This is a genomic window from Granulibacter bethesdensis, from assembly GCF_001889545.1.
Lineage (GTDB): Bacteria > Pseudomonadota > Alphaproteobacteria > Acetobacterales > Acetobacteraceae > Granulibacter > Granulibacter bethesdensis_B.
Genome location: NZ_CP018194.1, coordinates 1455265 through 1477810 on the forward strand (window position 1 = coordinate 1455265; position 22546 = coordinate 1477810).

Annotated in this window: 20 protein-coding genes; 1 reads left to right on the plus strand and 19 read right to left on the minus strand. The window is 58.7% G+C overall.

The window, feature by feature from the left end; translation table 11 throughout:
• Positions 1-18: 18 nt before the first annotated feature.
• The 5 genes from cyoA to dnaE form a co-directional block, all read right to left on the minus strand.
• A complete protein-coding gene (gene cyoA, locus GbCGDNIH8_RS06720; protein ID WP_072572579.1) occupies positions 19-888 on the minus strand; it encodes a ubiquinol oxidase subunit II in 870 nt (289 codons plus the stop codon).
• Between the two features lie 98 nt (positions 889-986).
• Positions 987-1115 carry a hypothetical protein gene (locus GbCGDNIH8_RS13260; RefSeq protein ID WP_301335560.1) on the minus strand — a complete coding sequence of 43 codons (129 nt, stop codon included), beginning with the start codon at positions 1113-1115 and terminating at the stop codon, positions 987-989.
• Between the two features lie 303 nt (positions 1116-1418).
• Positions 1419-2333, minus strand: a complete 915-nt coding sequence (tsf, locus tag GbCGDNIH8_RS06725) for a translation elongation factor Ts (protein WP_072572580.1) — start codon at positions 2331-2333, stop codon at positions 1419-1421.
• Between the two features lie 220 nt (positions 2334-2553).
• Positions 2554-3330, minus strand: coding sequence for a 30S ribosomal protein S2 (gene rpsB, locus GbCGDNIH8_RS06730; RefSeq protein ID WP_072572581.1), 777 nt, complete (start codon positions 3328-3330; stop codon positions 2554-2556).
• A gap of 172 nt (positions 3331-3502) precedes the next feature.
• Positions 3503-6934, minus strand: a complete 3432-nt coding sequence (gene dnaE, locus GbCGDNIH8_RS06735) for a DNA polymerase III subunit alpha (RefSeq protein ID WP_072572582.1) — start codon at positions 6932-6934, stop codon at positions 3503-3505.
• 210 nt (positions 6935-7144) lie between these two features.
• Between dnaE and GbCGDNIH8_RS06740 the strand changes: the two genes are divergently transcribed.
• A complete protein-coding gene (locus GbCGDNIH8_RS06740) occupies positions 7145-7690 on the plus strand; it encodes a tetratricopeptide repeat protein (RefSeq protein ID WP_072612680.1) in 546 nt (181 codons plus the stop codon).
• 76 nt (positions 7691-7766) lie between these two features.
• Here GbCGDNIH8_RS06740 and GbCGDNIH8_RS06745 read toward each other — a convergent pair whose 3' ends face one another.
• From GbCGDNIH8_RS06745 to nuoH, 14 genes are all read right to left on the minus strand, one after another.
• The gene (locus tag GbCGDNIH8_RS06745; protein WP_072572584.1) at positions 7767-8456 is read right to left on the minus strand and encodes an ABC transporter ATP-binding protein; all 690 of its coding nucleotides are present in this window, start codon (positions 8454-8456) and stop codon (positions 7767-7769) included.
• Positions 8449-9702 carry a lipoprotein-releasing ABC transporter permease subunit gene (locus tag GbCGDNIH8_RS06750; protein WP_072572585.1) on the minus strand — a complete coding sequence of 418 codons (1254 nt, stop codon included), beginning with the start codon at positions 9700-9702 and terminating at the stop codon, positions 8449-8451. The genes GbCGDNIH8_RS06745 and GbCGDNIH8_RS06750 overlap by 8 nt, the downstream gene beginning before the upstream one ends.
• Before the next feature lie 2 nt (positions 9703-9704).
• On the minus strand, positions 9705-11027 hold the full coding sequence (proS, locus tag GbCGDNIH8_RS06755; RefSeq protein ID WP_072573709.1) for a proline--tRNA ligase: 1323 nt from the start codon (positions 11025-11027) through the stop codon (positions 9705-9707).
• A gap of 296 nt (positions 11028-11323) precedes the next feature.
• Complete coding sequence (locus GbCGDNIH8_RS06760; protein WP_081368885.1) at positions 11324-11596, minus strand: DUF1467 family protein; 273 nt, start codon at positions 11594-11596, stop codon at positions 11324-11326.
• A gap of 19 nt (positions 11597-11615) precedes the next feature.
• The gene (locus GbCGDNIH8_RS06765; protein ID WP_072572586.1) at positions 11616-13274 is read right to left on the minus strand and encodes a ribonuclease J; all 1659 of its coding nucleotides are present in this window, start codon (positions 13272-13274) and stop codon (positions 11616-11618) included.
• 52 nt (positions 13275-13326) lie between these two features.
• On the minus strand, positions 13327-14136 hold the full coding sequence (locus tag GbCGDNIH8_RS06770) for a type III pantothenate kinase (RefSeq protein WP_072572587.1): 810 nt from the start codon (positions 14134-14136) through the stop codon (positions 13327-13329).
• A gap of 62 nt (positions 14137-14198) precedes the next feature.
• A complete protein-coding gene (locus tag GbCGDNIH8_RS06775; protein ID WP_072572588.1) occupies positions 14199-14984 on the minus strand; it encodes a biotin--[acetyl-CoA-carboxylase] ligase in 786 nt (261 codons plus the stop codon).
• Positions 14981-16417: an NADH-quinone oxidoreductase subunit NuoN gene (nuoN, locus tag GbCGDNIH8_RS06780; protein ID WP_072572589.1), complete on the minus strand. Its 1437-nt coding sequence runs from the start codon at positions 16415-16417 to the stop codon at positions 14981-14983. Before nuoN ends, GbCGDNIH8_RS06775 begins: the two co-directional genes overlap by 4 nt.
• Before the next feature lie 41 nt (positions 16418-16458).
• The gene (locus GbCGDNIH8_RS06785; protein WP_072572590.1) at positions 16459-17979 is read right to left on the minus strand and encodes an NADH-quinone oxidoreductase subunit M; all 1521 of its coding nucleotides are present in this window, start codon (positions 17977-17979) and stop codon (positions 16459-16461) included.
• Positions 17980-17983: 4 nt separating this feature from the next.
• Positions 17984-19918, minus strand: coding sequence for an NADH-quinone oxidoreductase subunit L (gene nuoL, locus GbCGDNIH8_RS06790; RefSeq protein WP_072572591.1), 1935 nt, complete (start codon positions 19916-19918; stop codon positions 17984-17986).
• 3 nt (positions 19919-19921) lie between these two features.
• The gene (gene nuoK, locus GbCGDNIH8_RS06795) at positions 19922-20242 is read right to left on the minus strand and encodes an NADH-quinone oxidoreductase subunit NuoK (RefSeq protein ID WP_232449729.1); all 321 of its coding nucleotides are present in this window, start codon (positions 20240-20242) and stop codon (positions 19922-19924) included.
• A complete protein-coding gene (locus tag GbCGDNIH8_RS06800) occupies positions 20239-20982 on the minus strand; it encodes an NADH-quinone oxidoreductase subunit J (RefSeq protein WP_072573711.1) in 744 nt (247 codons plus the stop codon). Before GbCGDNIH8_RS06800 ends, nuoK begins: the two co-directional genes overlap by 4 nt.
• A 7-nt stretch (positions 20983-20989) precedes the next feature.
• Positions 20990-21478: an NADH-quinone oxidoreductase subunit NuoI gene (nuoI, locus tag GbCGDNIH8_RS06805; protein WP_072572592.1), complete on the minus strand. Its 489-nt coding sequence runs from the start codon at positions 21476-21478 to the stop codon at positions 20990-20992.
• A gap of 48 nt (positions 21479-21526) precedes the next feature.
• Entirely contained in the window at positions 21527-22546 is a 1020-nt protein-coding gene (gene nuoH / locus GbCGDNIH8_RS06810; RefSeq protein ID WP_072572593.1) for an NADH-quinone oxidoreductase subunit NuoH, read from the minus strand.

A 22546-nucleotide genomic window follows, 5' to 3' on the forward strand; every position in this document is an offset into this window, starting at 1 on the left:
TTTGTCCTCGCTAGCCCGTCACATACCCTCGTGGGACATGCTCATGTGGGACTGATAGCCATGAATGATATGGCTGAAGAGACCGGGCTCCACCTTGGAGTAGTAAGCGACAGGATTTTTCTCGCTCGGCTTGGCAAGCTCGGAATAGGTCTTCAGGTCGAGTGTGCTGCCGGACTGACGCGCCTTCTGCACCCAGTCGTCAAAGCCCTTCTGATCCGTGGCGATCACCTTGAAGCGCATGTCGGAGAAACCATCGCCGTTGAAATTCGCCGCCAGCCCGTCATAGGTGCCTGCACGATCGGCAATCAGGTGAAGCTTGGTTTCCATTCCGGTCATGGCATAGATTTGGCTGCCAAGTTGCGGAATGAAGAAGTCATTCATGACTGAATCAGATGTAATGGAGAATGCAACCGGGGTGTTCAGCGGCATTGCCATCTGATTGACCGTCGCAATCCCCTGTTCGGGATAAATGAACAGCCACTTCCAGTTAAGGGCGACGACCTCGATCTTCAGCGGCTTTCCGGCGACATCAAGCGGCTTGTAGGGATCAAGCTCATGCGTTGTACGCCAGGTGATGGCTGCCAGCACGATGATGATTGCACAGGGAACCGACCAGACGATGACTTCCAGCACCGTCGAATGGTGCCAGTTCGGACGGTAGATCGCGTTCCTGTTAGAGGCGCGATATTTCCAGGCAAACAGGAATGTCATAAAAATGACGGGAACCACGACCAGCAGCATCAGCGCGGTCGAAACCAGGATCAGATTCTTTTCGGCCCGCCCGATAGCACCGGCCGGATCCATCAGATCCAGCTTGCATCCCATCAACAGAAGGGCGGGAAGCAAGCCGATACAGGCTGAGATACGCGAAGACCTTCTTCGGCTCATTGGCACTCTCTTACTCTTCTGCATGCGCAACCGCGCCGGCGCAGCGACAGCTGAAACCACTCTATCATGAACGGCACGACATTTTCAGGCCATGTGCGTCATTTTTCCGGAACTGACGCGCCACGGCCCATAATCTCATTAATGGCGAGGGCAGACAGGTGGACATAGACCTCGTCCATCGGCATTTCCCCCTCGTTCGTCAACTCGGACAATTTGTCACAGGGCATGCAAACACGATCCTTCCTGACGTAGACACAGAAGGCAGACAAGCCATTTTTTCCGCCTGCACGATCGTCATTGCGGGGCCTGTCTCGTCAGATCATTGCCGTCATCGGCCCTCATTTAAACCATCTCCCGATAACTCGCCCATTATATTCTTATCCTTCCTGCAGCTTCAGAGTAACCTCCTCCCTGTGTCAGGCAGATAACATACAAAAGCCCGCCCCACTTTTGCGGGACGGGCCATGATAGATACCAGGAGAGGCTGAAAAATCAGCTTCCCAGGGTTGGGCAGGCAGGTCTTCGGTCGATCAGGCCAGTCCGGCCGCAGCGGCGACTTCGGCAGCGAAATCGCTTTCCGGACCCTTTTCAACGCCTTCGCCGAGCTGGAAGCGGGCGAAGCCGGTCAGTTTGGCCCCGGCATTCTTCACGATGGCCTTCACACGGCTTTCACCGTCATGCACCCAGACCTGCTCCAGCAGTACCACTTCCTCGTAATACTTGCGGATACGGCCTTCGACCATCTTCTCGATAATGGCTTCCGGCTTACCGGAGGCACGGGCCTGCTCGGTTAACACGGCCTTCTCACGCTCCAGCGCGGCAGGGTCGACACTGTCCGTATCCAGAGAATGCGGATTGGCAGCCGCAACCTGCATGCCGACCTGACGGCCCAGCGTTTCCAGAGCGGAAATCTCCGAAGCGCTTTCCACGGCCACCAGCACGCCGATCTTGCCAAGCCCAGGCTTCACCGGGCTGTGGATATAGGAGGCGACAACACCCTGCGGCACCGACAGGACGCGGGCACGACGGATGTTCATGTTCTCGCCGATCGTCGCCACCAGATGCGTCAGCTGCTCGGCCACGGTACGCTCGGTGCCAGGATAGGGCGCAGCCTTGATGGCTTCCACATCTTCACCAACCGTCAGCGCAACCTTGGCGGCTTCGGTCACGAATGCCTGGAACAGCTCGTTACGGGCCACGAAGTCGGTCTCGGCATTGATTTCGACCATAGCGGCCTTCTGGGGAGCGCTCGCAACACCGACCAGACCTTCAGCCGCAACGCGACCGGATTTTTTGGCGGCGGCAGACAGGCCCTTCTTGCGCAGCCAGTCAATGGCTGCTTCCAGATCGCCATTGGTTTCTGACAGCGCCTTCTTGCAGTCCATCATGCCAGCGCCGGTCGTCTCGCGCAGCTCCTTGACGAGGGCGGCGGTAATCTCGGCCATGGGAAACTCCTCAAGCAGAAATGAATCAGGGGGGCGATGCCCCCTTACAACCCGTTCGTCCAGTCATTCCTGCATGACATTATCGTGTCGCCAATGCAGGGAGCCACGCTGATCATTCAGCGGACAAGGAATGAAGAGGAACGCCGGGGTAAAGATAGTCCCGCCCGGAAACAACCTTTCACAGGGTGCTTCCGGGCGGAGATTGCCTTGACGTCAAGCGTCAGGCGGTGGCCTGTTCCGCTGCCGGCTCAGGCAGGATTTCCGGCACCAGTTCCTCGGCGGCGCCCAGATCACGGCCGGAGGCGATCATCTCGGCGCTGATACCATCCAGCACTGCGCTGGAAACGAGATCGCAATACATGGTGATCGCGCGGATGGCATCGTCATTGCCCGGGATCGGATAGGTCACGCCGGACGGATCGGAGTTGCTGTCCAGAACCGCCACAACCGGAATGCCCAGCTTGTTGGCTTCCTCGACCGCCAGCTTTTCCTTATTGGTGTCGATGATAAACAGGATGTCCGGCAGGCCACCCATATCCTTGATGCCGCCCAGCGCGCGTTCCAGCTTTTCGCGGTCGCGCGTGATGTCCAGCACTTCTTTCTTGGTCAGGCCGGTCGTGTCACCCGCCAGCATCTCATCGATCTGACGCAGACGCTTGATGCTGCCCGTGATCGTCTTCCAGTTGGTGAGCATGCCGCCCAGCCAGCGATGGTTGACGTAATACTGACCGCAACGCTGCGCGGATTCAGCGACGTATTCGGCCGCGGCGCGCTTGGTGCCGACGAACAGAACGCGTCCGCCGCCCGCAACCACGTCACGAATGGCGCGAAGGGAACGGTCAAGCAGGGGGACGGTCTGCTGCAGGTCGAGAATATGAACCTGATTGCGCACGCCGAAAATGAACGGCGCCATACGGGGGTTCCACCGACGGGTGTGGTGGCCGAAATGGACGCCGGCTTCCAGCAGCTGGCGCAGGGTGAATTCGGGCATCGCCATAAGCGTGCTCCTTTCGTCTTCTGGTTACACCTCCGCGGGGCTCAAGGCTTTGGCACCAGAAGCGCCCCGCGTGCGAATTTGCCCATGCAGGGGACAGAGTCACCCGCCGGACCGGGCGGATATGGCGGAAGATGCGGTCGCTTGCAAGCGCCTCCTTGCAGGGCTGCGATGTTCAGACTTCCTCTACCCGCTCTACGCCCGGGATGAGTTTCAGGGCCTGCCCCAGCCGAGGGGTGACGTTGAAACCACCCGGAAGCTCGATTTCCACCTCCTGATCCTCATTCAGGCGGGGAATCAGGACAACATGCCCCTTCCCCTTCGTATCCGGGCGGGACAGCACCGCACGGATCTGTCCGATATCGGCATTGTCTTTCAACCAGACGCGCATCATTCCGGCTGTGCCCCCCGCCGCATCATCCAGAGGCATGATGTCCTGAGCCGTAATGCGGATCGAATCCTCTCCTTCGGCCTTGATATCGGCAATGGCCAACACACAGGCGCCGATCCGCAGAGCATCACGGGAACGGGAGAGAACCTCACTGAACACCGTGATTTCATAGCTGCCAGCCGCATCGGACAGACGCACCCAGGCCATGCGGCTGCCGGTGCGGGTGGTACGCTCTTTCGCATTCACCACGCAGCCGGCCAGACGAACACGCTGATCGCCATGGCGCGCCGCATGTTCCTCGATCCGGTTGCTCGGCAGCACCCTCAGCTTCTGCAACGTCACCGTATAGACATCCAGCGGATGGGCGGTGAGATGAAAACCAATGGCCTCGGCCTCGAAGCTCAGCCGCTCCATATCCGGCCAGTCGGGGCAGGATGGCAGGCGCAACGGCTCCGGCGTGCCTGCCCCTGCAAACAGCCCGATCTGGCCGGAGCTTTTTTCCTCCGACGCAGCCTGTGCCCGGCGCAGGATCATGTCCGCCGCGCCATGCACCGCAGCCCGGTTGGGCACCAATGAGTCAAAAGCACCTGCCCGCGCCAGATTTTCAATCTGCATGCGATTGAGCTGCCGCGGATCGACCCGTGCCGCGAAATCCGCAAGGTCGGTAAAGGCCTGTTCTCCACGCGCAGTGACCACCGCCTCCATCGCCGCCAGACCGACTTTCTTGATGGCAGCCAGCGCATAGCGGATGGCAAGCTTGCCATCCTCCCTCTGCTCGACCGTAAAATCCGCTGCCGAGCGGTTGATATCCGGGGGCAACACCGCAATACCCAGCCTGGTCGCTTCCTGCCGCAAGGCTGCGAGCTTGTCCGTGTTATTGATCGCCAGACTCATACAGGCGGCCAGAAACGGCTCCGGATAGTTGGCCTTCATATAGGCCGTCTGGTAGGCGACCAGTGCGTAAGCAGCAGCATGGGATTTGTTGAAGCCGTAATCGGCGAACTTGACCATCAGGTCGAAAATTTCGCCTGATTTGGCATCCGGAATACCGCGTTTGGAGGCTCCCTCGGCAAAGATGGAACGATGGGTTTCCATCTCCGCCCGGATTTTCTTGCCCATGGCGCGCCGCAAGCTGTCCGCCGCCCCCAGCGAATAGCCTGCCAGCTTCTGGGCGATCTGCATCACCTGTTCCTGATAGACCATGATGCCGTAGGTCTCGTCGAGAATATCGCGGATATCCTCGTGCGGCGGCTCCCAGGCTTCACCGTGTTTACGCTGGCAGTAGGCGGGGATATTCGCCATCGGGCCAGGACGGTACAGCGCCACAGCCGCAATCAGATCCTCGAAACGGTCAGGGCGCATCTGTCGGAGCACGTCCCGCATGCCCTGACTTTCAAACTGGAACACGCCGCCGGCATCGCCACGCTGGAGCATCTGATAGGTACGTTCGTCATCCAGCCGCACATGCGCCAGATCGATGCTTACCCCCAGACCGGCCAGAAACTTCACCGCCCGTTGCAGAATGGTCAGCGTCGTCAAGCCGAGAAAGTCGAATTTCACCAGCCCGGCATTCTCGACATGCTTCATCGAGAACTGTGTGACGAGGAAATCGGATTTCGGATCGCGATAAAGCGGCACCAGCTCCACCAGGGGCCGGTCGCCGATCACCACACCGGCGGCATGGGTGCTGGCATGGCGGTACAGCCCCTCGATCTGCAAAGCGATTTCCAGCAGGCGTTTGACCGCCTCATCGCTCTCGCGCATCTGCTGCAGACGAGGTTCTCCGTCGATGGCTTCCTGCAAGGTTGGCGGCTTGGCGGGATTGTTCGGGATCAGCTCCGCGACCTTGTTCACCTGGCCGAAAGGCATCCCCAGCACACGACCGACATCGCGCACGGCGGCTTTCGCCTGCAACTTACCGAAGGTGATGATCTGCGCCACGCGGTCACCACCATATTCTCTGCGCACATAGCTGATGACTTCGTCACGCCGATCCTGACAGAAATCGATATCGAAATCCGGCATGGAGATACGATCCGGATTCAGGAACCGCTCGAACAGCAGATTGAACTGCAGCGGGTCGAGATCGGTGATCGTCAACGCCCATGCCACCACCGAACCGGCACCCGATCCACGCCCCGGCCCTACCGGAATATCGTTCGCCTTGGCCCACTGGATGAAATCGGCCACGATCAGGAAGTAACCGGGGAAACCCATGCGAGCGATGACATCCAGCTCGTAATCCAACCTTTCACGATAGCGGGCACGATCCTCAGGCCCCGCCCCGACATCGTTCATTCGCCGCTCCAGACCTTCAATGGCCATGGCGCGGACGGTCTCATCCTCTGTCTGCCCTTCATGCACTTTCGGGCAGACCGGCAGCAGGGGTTTACGAGTCTCCGCCATCACCGCACAGCAACGGGCAATGGCGATTGTGTTGTCGCAAGCCTCCGGCAGATCGGAAAACAGGGCGCGCATCATTTCCGGCGGTTTGAACCAGTGTTCCGGGGTGACGCGACGGCGATCCGTCTCTGAAAGCACCCGCCCTTCCGCGATACAGAGCAGCGCATCATGCGCCTCATACATCTCCGGCTGCGCGAAATAGCAGTCATTGGTGGCCACCAACGGCAAACCAGCTGCATCCGCCAGAGCAATCAGACCCGGCTCGATCGCTTTTTCGAGTCTCAGACCATGCCGATGCAGCTCGATCACCGTGCGATCAGGAAAAGCCTCCCTGATCATGGCCAGTAACCGTTCGGCCTCCCCTTTCTGCCCTTCCGCCAGCAGACGGGCCAGCGGTCCAGTGGTGCCACCGGTCAGCAGCATCACCCCCTCCGCATGCGCCAGAATCGTCTCCAGCGGGAGTTGCGGCTTTGCGCCCGGCTCTCCCTGCAGAAAGCCCAGCGAGGATAAACGCTGGATATTCGCCAATCCCGCCTCATCCCGCGCCAGCAAAACCAGTTGATCAGGTGGCAGGCGCTGTTGCTGCTCCGGCCGGGCCAGACCGATCTGACAGCCAATGATCGGCTGTACCCCCTTCCCGGCGCAGGCCTGACTGAACTCCAGAATCCCGAACAGATTGCCGCTATCCGTCATTGCGACAGCAGGCATGGCCATTTGCCGCGCCAAAGCCGGGATTTTATCGGTCTTGATCGCGCCTTCGCTCAGAGAATAGGCAGAATGAACCCGCAAATGGACGAAATTATTGTGCGCCATGTGCCCCGATCAAACCTCTTGAACCATCGCAACAAACCGGCATGACCCAACAAGGTCGGAAAATAACCAGAAAATCGACGGTTTTGATAAAATCATCCGTTTCACCGTCTTGGAGTGAAACAGCCAGTCGTTTACAGTCCCGCCGCTGACGATTCATCGCCAGTGCGGCGCGATGCGTCGCGTGACAGACCTGCCATGCGGAGCCCGCTGATGGACACTACCCTTGATCGTAACCGCGTTCTAGCCGCTCATGGACATCATGAGGGGCTGTTGTTCGCGCTTAACGCCATTGAAGCCACCCCTTCCTATGGCGGCCATTACCTTCAGCTTGGCAATCTGCTGGCGTCTCTTGGCGACCATTCCGCTGCTTCTACAGCTCTTGGCAGGGCGGAAAGCCTGCTCGGGGCCGATTTCAGCAGCGTGCATGAAGGTCTGCTGTTTGCCCGCAATGCGATCAAGGCGTCGCCGGATTATGCTGGCGGCTATGTCCGTCTGGGCAATCTGCTGCATGCGCTCGGCCAGAAGGCGGAAGCCGCCAACGCATTCAGGACTGCGCTCCGGATTGATCCCAAGGGCCTTGATGCCCAGCGTTTCCTGAATCTGGCAGAAGGCAAGGCCAATTCGGCCGGGAAACCAGTTGCTCAGGCCGCTGCTTCCCATGCTGCTCCGTCCCGCGCGACGCCGCATCGTCCGGCGACACCGGCGCCAAAGGAAGGCTTCTTCCGTCGCCTGCTGCGTGGTCTGTTCGGCGGCTGAACCGGATTTATAGACCAACCAACAAAAAACCGGCTCATGAGCCGGTTTTTTTTATGCCTTATCAAAACTCGTCTGTTCAGGCGGGAACGATCCGCCCCTCCCGGATGGTGACCTGACGGTCCATCCGGCCTGCAAGATCAGGATTATGAGTGGCAATCAGGGCCGCTACATTCTGATGCCGGACGGCATTCAGCAAAGCCGAAAACACGGTCTCGGCAGTATGAACATCAAGATTCCCCGTCGGCTCATCCGCCAGCAGCACGGCTGGGCCGTTCGCCAGCGCCCGGGCGATGGCGACACGCTGTTGCTCCCCCCCTGACAGCATACCCGGCAGATGGGACGCCCGATGCTGCAAGCCAAATGCACTGAGCAGGGCCAACGCAGTTTGCTCCGCCTGCCTGCGTGTTCTGCCCGCAATCATTTGCGGCAGAACGACATTTTCCAGTGCGGAAAACTCCCCGAGCAAATGATGGAATTGATACACGAAACCCAGATGATCGCGCCGCAGCGCTGTTCTGGCCGTATCGGACAGGCCGCCAGCATCATGGCTGCCAATCCAGACCCTGCCCTCATCCGGTTTTTCAAGCAAACCAGCCAGATGCAGCAAGGTCGACTTGCCCGTACCTGAAGGCGCTACCAGCGCCACGATTTCACCCGGTCGCAGCTCCAGATCGGCATGATTGAGTACCACAAGATCCTGGTCACCACTGCGATAACGGCGTGTGACCTGCTCCAGCCGCAGGGCGCAGGAAGAGCGGTCACTCATGACGCAAAGCCTCGACAGGATCGGTACGGGCCGCACGCCAACTTGGATAGAGTGTGGCCATTACCGAAAGGATCAGGGCGAGCAGCACGGTTTTAATCACCTCTGCCCAGTCCACCGTATCCGGCAGGGCCGTCAGCATGAAAACCGATGAATCAAACACCTGGCCGCCACTGATGTCTTCAATCCAGTGCTGGATGGCCACAATGTTCCGGCAGATCGCAATGCCGATGACGGTACCGATCACCGTACCGCTGATACCGATAAAGGCGCCGCACATCAGGAAAATACGCATCACAGCACCGCTTGATGCCCCCATGGTGCGCAGAATGGCGATGTCGCGGCGCTTGTCCTTCACCAGCATGATCAGGGAGGAAATCACGTTGAAGGCAGCCACCAGAATGATCAGCCCCAGCACGATGAACATCGTGTCCTGCTGCACCCTCAACACACCAAGCAGCAGATCATTGCTGTGCCGCCAGTCCCGAGCGAACGCTTTCTGGCCGTTCAGGGCCTGACGCAGGTCAGGCACGATCGCATCCACCTGATCAGGCTGATGCACACGGATTTCGATCCCGGTCGCACCATCCGGCTTCTGGAAGAAAATCTGTGCCGCCCGCAAAGGCAAAAATACGACGCCGCTGTCGTACTGGCTCAGCCCGGCCGAGAACACTGCCGCCACCCGGTAGGTCGCAACCCGTGGAATGACTCCGATGGCCGTCGCCGCCCCTTCTTTTGCAAGCAAGGTAACCGGATCGCCGGGACGCAGCCTGAATTTCTGCGCCAGCCCTGCCCCTATCGCAATGGTGTCATCGCCTTTCAGATCATCCAGCGATCCCATGATGATATGGTCGCCAATCGCGGGCATGGCGGCAATGTCTTTCGGCTCCATCCCCCGCACCAGCACGCCGGTGGAACCGCCCGCATCCGTGCTCAGCAGAACCTGCCCCTGAATCATCGGCATGGCTGAAGCCACCTGCGGCAGCGCCTTCAACCGGGAGACAATCGCCTGATAATCATGCAATTGCTCGCCCGCATAAGCCTCGATCTCCGCATGCCCGTTCACGCCAAGCATGCGGTTCACGATATCCTGACGAAAGCCACTCATCACGCTGGACACGACGATCAGCGTCGCCACCCCCAATGCGATGCCGATCAGCGAGAACAGCGCAATCACCGATACGAAGCGCTCTCCCTTGCGGGCACGCAGATACCGTGCGGCAACAGCCCGTTCAAAAGCGTTGAACAAGATCAGACAGACTCCTGAATACGCGCCAGAGCATCCTCGACCGTCAGCTCCATCCGCTCACCGGTACGGCGACGCTTCAGTTCGACACGCCCGGCAGCCGCCCCGCGCGGGCCAATGACCACCTGCCACGGATGCCCCATCAGATCAGCATCGGCGAATTTCACACCCGCACGCTCGTCACGGTCATCATACAGGGCATGGCGCACACCGATCCGGCGATACACATCCTCGGCCATGGCATCGCAGGCTGCATCACCATTTTTCAGGTTCAGCACTGCCGCACGGAAAGGAGCGATGCTGTCCGGCCAGATGATGCCTGCCTCATCATGACTGGCCTCGATCACCGCCGCGACCATGCGGCTGACACCAATCCCGTAGCTGCCCATTTCAGGATGCAGCTTCTGCCCGTCACGGCCAGCAACCGTCATGTTCAGGGCTTTGGAGTATTTGGTGCCGAAATAGAAAATATGCCCGACCTCGATCCCCCGCCCGGTGCGGCGACGGTCTTCCGGCAACGCTTCATAGGCTGCCGTATCGTGCTTCTCGTCAGTAGCAGCGTAATGGCCTGTGATCGTCTGGAAAAAACGCTCCAGATCAGCGTCGGAATCGACATCGAAAGACGCCCCGGACCAGTCGATTTCCTCGAAGGCTGCGTCGTAAAAGACCTCGCTCTCACCGGTGGGAGCAAGAATAATGAATTCATGGCTCAGATCGCCACCGATCGGGCCGGTATCGGCCAGCATCGGAATCGCCTTCACGCCCAGACGCTGGAATGTGCGCATATAAGACAGCATGATACGGCGATAGCTGCGCACCGCCCCGGCATAATCGAGATCAAAGCTGTACCCGTCCTTCATCAGAAATTCACGGCCACGCATCACGCCGAAGCGGGGGCGAATTTCGTCACGGAATTTCCACTGAATCTGGTAGGCCATCTGCGGCAGTTCACGATAGCTTTTGACCGAATGGCGGTAGATATCGGTGATCACTTCCTCATTGGTCGGCCCGTAGAGCAGGTCGCGCTCATGCCGGTCCTTCAGCCGCAGCATTTCCGGCCCATACGCATCATAGCGACCGCTTTCCCGCCACAGATCAGCTGACTGGATAGTCGGCATCAGCACTTCCTGAGCGCCGATCCCGGCCTGCTCATCGCGCACGATATTGGCAATGGCGTTCAGCACGCGCAGCCCGGCCGGCAGCCAGGCGTAAATACCGGCTGCTTCCTGCTGGATCAGACCAGCACGCAACATCAACCGGTGCGAGGCAATCTGGGCCTCGGCGGGTGTTTCCTTAAGGGTGGGAATCAGGGCACGGGAAAGGCGCATGGGTTCATCCGTCACAAAAAGCCTGCGGACCCTACAATTCCCTCGTTCCTGCCGCCAGTCTTCGTAGAGGCTGCACATAAAAAAAGGGCCCGCGCGCATCAGCGCAGCGGGCCAAAGTTTAGGGAGGAAACGCCAGTCACACGGCAGAAAGAGGAACACCCTCTCTCTGGGGCCCATTATCGGTGCATTGCGCAGGGATGACCAGCAATTTTCTCTATTTTTTGACTGAAAAATGAGCGTTTAAAACAGAAAGAGCCTATTTTTTGATTTCTTAAACGCAAATTTAAGTCAATTGATTAATCTTTGGGCAGAGCAAGCCAGCCATTTCGGAAACTGAGGTAATCGCTGTTGATGACAACCATGAAAATGCCCCACACCACGATGGAGATCAGGGTCGTCAGCAAAGCTTTTTTCAGAATTTGCGGATTTTCAGGCGTCCCGCGCCACCCGCTGACATCATCAGCCTCCTGTCTGGTGCGGGTACCCAGCGGCAGAATGGCAAAAAGCAGGGTCCACCAGATCAACGCATACAGCACGATCGCGGTGAACCAGCCGATATGACGAAACATCTGATGCCCCTGCCTTTTTTCAGATACGCAGCAAATGCACGTCTACCAGCGGACGCTTTTGCAATTTGCGTCCCAAAGCGCGACGCAAAGCACTGCGGGCGGCCTCCGTCAGCAATGCATCATCATGCCGCAGGGAAGCCGGCAGACTATCCATGGAGGCTGCAAACTCGTTGATCACCCTGGCTGCCTCCGCTTCCTGAGAATCAAACAGACCCGGTGCGCTGAGCTTGGGACGACCCATCAGATGGCCATCCTCATCGACCGCAATACTCGCCAGCACGACACCATTATAAAGCATCCGCCGCCGTGCCGAGAGCACACCACCATTGAGCGGCAAAAGCCTTCCACCATCCAGCACCAGACGGCCCACCGGAGCACTGTCCACGATTTCAGGACGCCCGGAGCCGAAGCTGAGAATATCGCCATCTTCCAGCATTACCGGCTCCGCCTGCATTTCTGCCGCCAGATCGGCCTGTGCCGCCAGATGACGCCATTCGCCATGTACCGGGACGGCGTAACGGGGACGTACCAGTTGATACAGGCGCCGCAATTCCTCGCGCGCCGGATGGCCGGAGACATGCACGGTCGCTTCGGAATCAGTGATCAGGTGCACACCACGGCGCACCAGATTATCCTGCACGGTATTCACCGCGCGCTCATTACCGGGAATGACACGGCTGGAAAACACCACCGTATCCCCTTCCCCAAGGGCAATATTCGGATGCGTATCCGCGGCGATCCGGGCAAGTGCAGACCGAGGTTCGCCCTGACTGCCGGTGACGATCATCAGCAGATTATCATCAGGAACCGACAGAGCATCATCCTCGGACAGGAACTCCTGAACATCCCGCAGATAACCGCAATCACGCGCGGCCGTATTCAGATTGCGCAGTGAACGGCCTACCAGAGCCACGCTGCGTCCGGCTTCCTCCGCCGCCATGGCGATGCTTTCCACCCGCGCGACATTGCTGGCAAAGCAGGTCACCGCCACACGGCCGCTCAAATCGGCAATCACATCCCGCAAGCCACGGCGCACATCGGATTCGGAGCCGCTATGTCCCTCCACCATTGCATTGGTGGAATCGCAAACGATCGCCAGCACGCCTTCATCACCCAGCGCGCGCAAACCTTCCTCATCGGTTGGCGGACCGACCAGAGGATCGGGATCGAGTTTCCAGTCACCGGTATGCAGGATCGCGCCATGCGGTGTGTCGATGGCAATCGCCAGAGATTCCGGTGTGGAATGCGCCATGCGGAATGTACGCAGGGAGAACGGGCCGATGCTCAGCGCTCCGCCGAGTGGCAGAGGGAGAATTCGCACTTCATTCTGTAATTGCGCTTCGGACAGCTTGCGCCGCAGCACCATCGCGGCAAACGGGGACGCATAGACAGGGCAACGCAGTTGCGGCCACAACCATGCCACCGCACCGATATGGTCCTCATGCGCATGCGTGATCACCAGCCCGGTCAGCCGATCCCGCCGCTCCGCAATGAAAGATGGATCGGCCATCATCACATCAACTTCCGGCAGTTCAGTGCCGCCAAAGCCGATGCCGCAGTCAATCGCCAGCCAATGCTCCCCCGCCGGGCTGCGCGACCGGTAAAGATTCAGGTTCATGCCGATCTCGCCCGTCCCCCCCAGGGGCAGGAAAGCAATCTCCGTATGTGTGTCGGTCATCTTATCCTTTCAGTATCGCGGATGGATGCCCGGGCGGGGACAATGCCCCCCTTCAGTCACCATCCACCATTCTCGCTCTGTCTCGGTTTAAAAAAGGTGTGGGGTTGCGAAGAGCCAGAAGTCGCAGCCCCTCCAATGTCAGATCAGGATCAATCCGGCTGATGACCTGGGTGCCTTCCGAGAACAGCGGCGCCAGCCCGCCTGTCGCGACCACTTTCAGCGGCGCGCCAAATTCGGACTCGATGCGGGCTGTCATGCCCTCGATCATGCCAATATAGCCCCAGTATATGCCCGACTGCATGGCGGCGACCGTCCCCTTGCCGATCACCGATTGCGGCCGCCCGATACCAATACGCGGCAGACGCGCCGCTGCCTGATGCAACGCTTCAAGCGACAGATTGATCCCGGGTGCGATCACGCCGCCGCAATAGGCGCCCCTTTTGTCGACCACATCAAAAGTCGTTGCCGTGCCGAAGTCGATCACCACCAGCGGGCCGCCATAGGTCTGATGCGCTGCCAATGCATTGAGCAGACGGTCCGCACCGACTTCTTCCGGGTGATCAACCTGAATGTCGAATCCCCAGTCCAGTGAAGCCCTGGCCACCAGCGGCTCAACCTCAAACCAGTCCCGGCACAGGCGCCGCAGATGATACAGGGCGGCTGGCACAACAGTGCCGATGACGGCTGCATGTACATCAGCAGGAGTCAGCCGCGCATGGGTCAGCAGCGTCAGCAACCAGACGGCATATTCATCGCTGGTCCGCTGATGATCGGTGGCAATGCGCCAGGTCCCGCGCCAGCCTTTTTCATCATGGACCGCAAAAACGATATTTGTGTTACCGGCGTCTATTACCAGAAGCATGCGCCATCCCTTAGCAGGAAGCGATGCGAAGCACGACCTCCTGTTTCACAGTCCGGTCATCTTTATCCGGTCTGGCCATGAGCGGGAGAGAGCAGGACCTCACCGGTATGCACCTCCCGGCATTCTCCGCCGCAATCGAGCAGAAGTGCGCCATCTTCACCAATCCCGGTGAAAAAACCATCCAGCACCTCCCCCTGACAACGCACAGTAAGCCTTGTTCCGGGCGGATGTGCGGCCCGTCGCCAGGCATCCCTGATTTCAAGCGGGGCCGCATGCCGCCAGGCTGAAAGCCGTGTAACAATTTTCTGTGCCAGAGCCTGCGGCGCAGGAATCCTGTCGCTGATATCGGCAAGGCAAGCCGTCATCCGTCCAGGAACCGCAGGAGCAGAGGCAATATTCACCCCGATTCCGATCACGAGCCATTCCGGCTCTGCGGCACCCATCGCTGCATCAATCAGGATGCCACCCAGCTTGCGGTCACCGGCCATGATGTCATTCGGCCATTTCAGGAACACTGCCCGAGGATCGGCAACATACGGCACGATCGCATCGAACACAGCCAGACCGGCCACGAACGCCCAGTGCCCGACTTCCCGTGCGCTGAGAAAAACCGGCCCCTGTCCGGGCCTGATCAGCAGAGAAAGCGCAAGATTGCCTTCCGGCTCTGTCCAGGCGCGTCCCCTCGTCGCTCTCGGTGAGGTCTGGCGCAAGGCCAGCACAGCCAGACCATCCGGCTCTCCCTGCGATGCTTTCGCCACCAGATAATCTGATGTGGAAGGAAGCGAAGTGTGAACCTCCAGACGCCAGGGATAGGGAAGGGTTCTCCCCTCCCCGCCTGTCACACTCACCGCAGCAAAGCCTTGGCCGCCAGATCAGCCGCCGCAAGGATCGGAGCCGGGAACAGGAAGAACAGGGCTGTGAATACTGCGCTACCCACAGCGACAACGGAAACCGATGTGGTCCACGCTTCGAACGGGCCTTCCGACGCCTCGTCAAAATACATCACCTTGACGACACGCAGATAGTAATAAGCACCAATCACGCTGGTCAGCACACCGATCACGGCGAGCCCCCACAGCAGCGGCTGGCCCGCCTGCACAGCGGCCAGAAATACATAGAGCTTGCCAAAGAAACCCGACATCGGCGGGATGCCGGCCATGCTGAACATGAAAATCGCCAGCAGCAGGGCCAGAGCCGGATCGGTTTTTCCGGCACCTGCCAGATCGCTGACTTTCTCCAGCTGCCGTCCTCGCCGACGCATGGCGAGGATGCAGGCGAAAGTACCGGTATTCATAAACACGTAGGTCACCAGATAGATCAACAGACCGCGGATACCAGCCTGTGATCCAGCCGCCAGACCCACCAGTGCATATCCCATATGGCCGATTGAGGAATAAGCCATCAGCCGCTTGATGTTCGTCTGGCCGATAGCAGCAAGCGCCCCCCACACCATGGAAACCACGGAGATCAGTGCCACAACATGCTGCCACTGCACCAGCACACCATGGAAAGGTGTGACCAGAGTGCGCAGCATCATCGCAATCGCGGCGACTTTGGGAGCCGTACCCATGAAGGCCGTCACCGGGGTTGGTGACCCCTCATAAACATCCGGCGTCCACATGTGGAACGGAGCGGCGGAAATCTTGAACGCCAGACCCGCGATCACGAACACCACGCCGACTGTCAGCCCGGGCGACGTTCCGGCCGGATCCGACAATGCCGCACGCAGGGAGGAGAAATCCATGGTCCCCGCAAATCCGTAGATCAGTGAAATTCCGTACAGCAGCAAGCCTGATGCCAGCGAGCCAAGAACGAAATATTTCAACCCCGCTTCGGCAGAGCGCAGTTCATCCCGCGCAAACGCTGCCAGCACGTAGATGGCCAGAGACATCAGCTCCAGCCCCATATACAGGGTCATGAAGTTGGAAGCCGACACCATCACCATCATGCCAACGGTGGAGAACAGCGTCAGAACCGGGAACTCGAATCTCTCCATCCCGTGATGGCGGTTATAATCCAGCGACAGCACAACAGCGATCGATGCACCGGACAGGATCAGCAACTTCACCATGACCGCAAACGGATCGGCCACGAACTGTCCCTGAAACCCCAGCCCAAGCGCGCCGGAAACAGTCAGCAGCCCAGTGAGAAGAAACGCACCAAGTGTCAGCATCGCGCAGAGAAACGTATCCTCGCGCCGGTTCCGTGCCACACCAACCAGCAGAATGACCAGCCCGCACAGGGCCAGAACGATCTCCGGAGAAGCCAGGGTCCAGTTCATGAGTATAGGGCCATTCCGTTGGGCAAAGTTTTATTCTCGCGTCAGGGAGTGACGGACGCCAGCTGATGCATCTGGCTGATCGCCGCCTGATGCTGCTGCACCAGATCGTTCACCGTCGCATCAAAGAAATGCGTGAAGCTGGACGGATAGACCCCCATCCACAGGGTCAGCAGCACCAGCGGCACGAACACGACGATTTCCCGCGTGTTGAGATCAAACATGGAGCGTAGCTCGACAATGGTCATCCTGCCGAGGATCACACGGCGATACAGCCACAGTGAATAGACCGCTCCCAGGATCATGCCGGTGCTGCCCAGCAGGGCAATCCAGATGCTGATCTTGAAAGCACCGATCAGAACCAGAATTTCACCAACAAACCCGCCAGTTCCCGGCAAGCCGATGGTCGCCATGGTGAACACAAGGAAGACCGCCGCATAGGCCGGCATCCGCTCGACCAGACCGCCATAACGGTTGATCTCCAGCGTGTGCAACCGGTCATACACCACACCCACGCACAGAAACAACGCGGCGGACACCACACCATGAGACAGCATCTGGAACAGCGCACCGCTTAATCCCTGCTGATTCACGGTAAAAATGCCGATGGTCACGACGCCCATATGCGCAATGGATGAATAAGCAATCAGCTTTTTCATATTATCCTGCGCGAAGGCGACGATGGAGGTGTAGATCACCGCCATCACCGACAGGGCAAACATCAGCGGTGCGAAATACTCCACCGCATCAGGCAGCATGGGTACCGAGAAACGCAGGAAGCCGTAGCCCCCCATTTTCAGCAGCACACCGGCCAGAATAACGGACCCGGCGGTCGGTGCCTCCACATGGGCATCAGGCAACCAGGTGTGAACGGGCCACATCGGTACTTTCACGGCAAAAGATGCCAGAAAAGCCAGGAACAGCCAGAACTGCATATGCACCGGGAAGCGGGTGTGCAGCAGGGTTGGAATATCCGTCGTCCCGGCATAGTGCCACATGGTCAGCAGCGCCAGCAGCATCAGCACCGAACCGGCCAGCGTGTAGAGGAAGAATTTCAGCGCCGCATAAACCCGGCGCGCGTGTCCCCAAATGCCGATGATCAGATACATCGGAATCAGCACAGCTTCGAAGAAAATATAGAACAGCAGGAAATCGGTGGCCGAGAACATGCCCACCATCATGGTTTCCAGCACCAGGAAGGCGATCATGAACTCCCGCACACGGGTATGGATCGCATCCCAGCTTGCCAGAATACAAATGGGCGTCAGAAAAGTGGAAAGCAGCACGAACAGAACGCTGATTCCATCGACACCAACGCTGTAGCGCACACCGAACTCCGGCAGCCACTGCACGGATTCAACAAACTGCATACCCGGCTGGGCCGGGTCGAACCGGACCCACAGGACCAGGCTGAAGGCAAACACCACCAGCGAGGTCCACAGCGCCGTCCAGCGCGCGTTGTTTGCTACAACTTCCTCATCCCCGCGGATCGTCATCAGAATGACGACCCCGAGTAGCGGCAGGAAGGTCAGCAGAGACAGTACGGGAAAGCCCGCCTGATTCATGACATCACCTGAAGATGAGGAAAATGGAGACCAGAGCCACAAGACCGATCAGCATGGCAAAGGCATAAACCGCGATGGACCCGGTCTGGAGTTTTACAACCCTGGAGGAGCCATCGACAGTCAGGCTGGCAAGACCGTTCGGAATGCCATCAATGATGGTGGCATCACCAACCGTCCAGAGCAGCCGGGCAAAGCACTGATACGGACGCACGATCAGCGCGGCGTAGATCTCATCGAAATACCATTTATTGGCGAACAGGCGGTAAATGGCCGGGAACATCGCCGCAAGACGTGCAGGCGCGCCGGGGTTGAACATATACATCCAGTAGGCAAGCACGATGCCGAGCACACCGAGAATGGTCGGCAGGATCGAGGCAAGGAACGGAATATGGTGCATCTCATGCATCACATGATTATCCGGCCCATTGAACACGGCCCCACGCCAGAAGGCGCTCATACCTTCGCCGATGAACCAGTGTTCCAGCAGCATGCCACCCGCAATCGCGCCGATGGACAGCAGCGCGAGCGGCGCCAGCATCACCAGCGGGCTTTCATGCACATGTTCCATGGTATGATGATCAGCACGTGGTTTGCCATGAAACGTCATGATCGTCAGACGCCAGGAATAGAACGCGGTCAGGAAAGCTGCGAGCGTACCACAAACATAACCGTAAAACCCTACACCACCCTGCGCCCAGGCAGCTTCCAGAATAGCATCCTTGGAATAGAACCCAGCGAAAGGCGGAATACCGGCCAGCGCCAGATTACCGATCCACATTACCGCATAGGTGAACGGGATCATTTTCCAGATACCGCCCATTTTGCGCATGTCCTGCTCATCAGACATGGCATGGATCACGCTGCCCGCACCAAGGAACAGCAGCGCCTTGAAGAAAGCATGGGTGATCAGATGAAACACCGACACTTCATAGGCCCCAACGCCAGCCGCCACGAACATGTAGCCAAGCTGCGAACAGGTGGAATAGGCGATCACTTTCTTGATGTCATTCTGGGCGCAACCGATGGTGGCCGCGAACAGGGCCGTGGTACCGCCGATCAGCACGATAAAAGTCTTTGCATCCGGCGCAAATTCCAGCAGCGGCGACATACGTGCCATCAGGAACACACCGGCCGTCACCATCGTCGCGGCATGGATCAGCGCGGAAACCGGGGTCGGGCCTTCCATCGCATCCGGCAACCACACATGCAGACCGATCTGCGCGCTTTTGCCCATCGCACCGATGAACAACAGGAAACCGATCACCTCGAAGGTGCGCGGATCGGTCCCGAACAGGTGATAATGGTCATTCACATGCTGGGAAACAGTCCCGAAAATCGCCGAGAACTCGATGGAGCCGAAGGTCCAGAACACCAGCGCGATGCCAACAGCGAAAAACAGGTCGCCGACGCGATTGACGATGAAGGCCTTCATGGCCGCCGCATTCGCGCTGTCCTTGTAATACCAGTATCCGATCAGCAGATAGCTGGCCAGACCAACGCCTTCCCACCCAAAAAACAGCTGGAGCAGATTATCCGCTGTCACCAGCATCAACATCGCGAAGGTAAACAGGGAGAGGTAAGAGAAGAACCGGTAATTCGGCAGGCTGTCATGCGCCATATAGCCGGTGCTGTAGACATGGATCAGCGTGGCGACAAACGTCACCATCGCAACCATGACAGCGGACAGCGTGTCATAGCGAAGCGCCCAGTTGACATGCAGATCACCGGCCTGAATCCAGTCAGATACCCGCACCACATCGGGCAGGCTTCCCGGCGGCGAGGAAAGCAGCGTGTAGAGAGACAGCGAACCACAGATCGCTGCGGCAATCATCAGCGCGATTGTCACCACCTGCGCGGCACGATCCCCCATCACCCGTCCGAACAGACCGGCGATCACGGACCCCAGCAGGGGGGCAAAGACTGCGACGGCATAGATCATCGCTCAGCCCTTCATCAGATTCACGTCTTCGACCTGGATCGAACCGCGATTACGGAAATAAATGACCAGAATGGCAAGACCGATCGCTGCCTCAGCGGCAGCCACGGTCAGGATGAACATCGCAAAGACCTGCCCGGCCAGATCGCCCAGCGAAGCAGAGAAGGCTACCATGTTCAGATTGACGGCAAGCAGGATCAACTCGATCGACATCAGCATGACGATGACGTTTTTACGATTCAGAAAGATGCCGAAAATCCCCAGCACCAGCAGAACCGCGGCCACGGCCAGATAATGGCCCAGCCCCACAGTCATGAGCGAATTCATACGCGATCCTCCGCTGCGTGATGGGCATTCTGCGGCAGATGAGTGCCGGCACCGTGATCATCATGACCAATCTGGCCATGACTCGGCACGGGTTTTGATGAAGCCGGAGGAAGGGGACGCAGGAAATCCTCCGGATGGATGCCCTGCCCGACCGGCGTATTCACCAGCTTCAGCGTATCTTCGATCCGGCGATTGACCTGCTCGGCAATGTTCTGATGCCGTGAGGTCTTGCGATCCCGCAAGGTCAGCACGATGGCACCGATCATGGCGACCAGCAGGATCAGCCCTGCCATCTGAAACAGCATCACATAATGCGTATAAACGATCTGCCCCAGCGCCACAGTATTTTGTACGTGATCGGGACGTGGAGAAAAACGCAGAGCACTCGCTCCCGGTGCAACCTGCCATCCCCCCAGAACCATCGCCAGTTCCACGAGCAGCACACCGCCAATCGCCGCACCAACCGGCGCATAACGCTGCCACCCATCCCGCACTTCCGCGAAATTGATGTTCAGCATCATCACCACGAACAGGAACAGCACGGCGACAGCGCCCACATAGACGATGACCAGAATCATCGCCAGGAACTCGGCCCCCGTCAGCAGAAACAGGCCCGCCGCGTTAAAAAACGCCAAAATCAGGAACAGCACCGCATGCACAGGATTGCGAGCGCTGACAACCATTGCCCCTGATACAATCAGGATGGCAGAGAAAACATAGAATGCTATCGCGGCGATCATGATCGTCTCACCGGTACGGCGCGTCGAGTTCAAGGCGACGGGCGATTTCCGGCTCCCACCGGTCGCCGTTCGCCAGAAGACGATCCTTGTTGTACATCAGTTCCTCGCGCGTTTCGGTGGCGAATTCCAAATTCGGCCCTTCCACGATCGCGTCCACCGGGCAGGCTTCCTCGCACAGACCACAATAGATGCATTTGGTCATGTCGATGTCATAGCGCGTAGTCCGGCGTGAACCATCGGCGCGAGGCTCGGCCTCGATGGTAATCGCCTGCGCGGGACAGACAGCCTCGCACAGTTTGCAGGCGATACAGCGCTCCTCCCCGTTCGCATAACGCCGCAACGCATGCTCACCCTTGAAACGCGGGCTGATCGGGTTTTTCTCGTACGGATAGTTGATGGTCGCTTTCGGCTTGAAGAAATACTTCAGCGTCAAGGCCATGCCTGAAACGATTTCTGTCAGCAGAAAACTGCGCGCGGTGCGGTCCAGCAACGCCATGTCAGCCCCTTTCACTCAACACGCAATCATTCACATACACGGTCATCGTCAATTCACCGTCGGCAGCCAGCCTGCCAGCTCCAGCACGCAGGCGGTCAGCAGCAGCCAGACCAAAGAGAACGGCAGGAACACTTTCCAGCCCAGGCGCATCAGCTGATCGTAGCGGTAGCGGGGCACAGTACCGCGCACCCAGAAAAAGACGAACATCAGCACACAGACTTTAAGCACGAACCAGATCGGGCCCGGCAGCCAGTTCAGCGGTGCGATGTCGAAAGGCGGCAGCCACCCACCCAAAAAGAGCAGGGTGGTCATCGCACAGATCATGAACATGTTGGCGTATTCGCCGAGGAAGAACAGCGCATAGGCCATGGCGCTGTATTCCACCATGTGTCCGGCGACGATCTCGCTTTCACCTTCGACGATATCGAACGGAGAGCGGTTGGTTTCCGCCAGCCCGGAGATGAAGAAAATCACGGCCATCGGCAGCATCGGCAGCACGAACCAGACATGCTTCTGTGCCAGCACAACATCATTCAGATTAAGCGATCCGACACAAAGCAGGATCGCAACCATGACGAAGCCAATCGAAACTTCATAGCTGACCATCTGCGCCGCAGCCCGCAGCGCGCCCAGAAAAGCATATTTGGAATTCGAGGCCCAGCCCGCGATGATCACGCCGTAAACACCGAGCGAACTGATGGCAAACAGATACAGCACGCCGACATTGATGTTGGCCACGGCCCAGCCATCATTCACCGGCACAACGGCCCAGGCGATCATCGCCAGAATGAAAGTCAGCAACGGCGCGAGAATGAACAGCACCTTGTTGGCGCCATCCGGAATGATGGTCTCTTTGAGAAGCATCTTTCCGGCATCCGCGAAGGCCTGCAACATACCCCATGGACCAACCACGTTGGGGCCTTTGCGCAGGCCGATCGCGGCCAGAACCTTACGCTCGAACACGGTGGCATAGGCCACCATCAGCATCAGCGGAACCAGAATAGCCAATGCCTGCAAGACCGTGATGATCAACAGGCCGAGATTGGTATTGAACAGAAAATCGTGCAT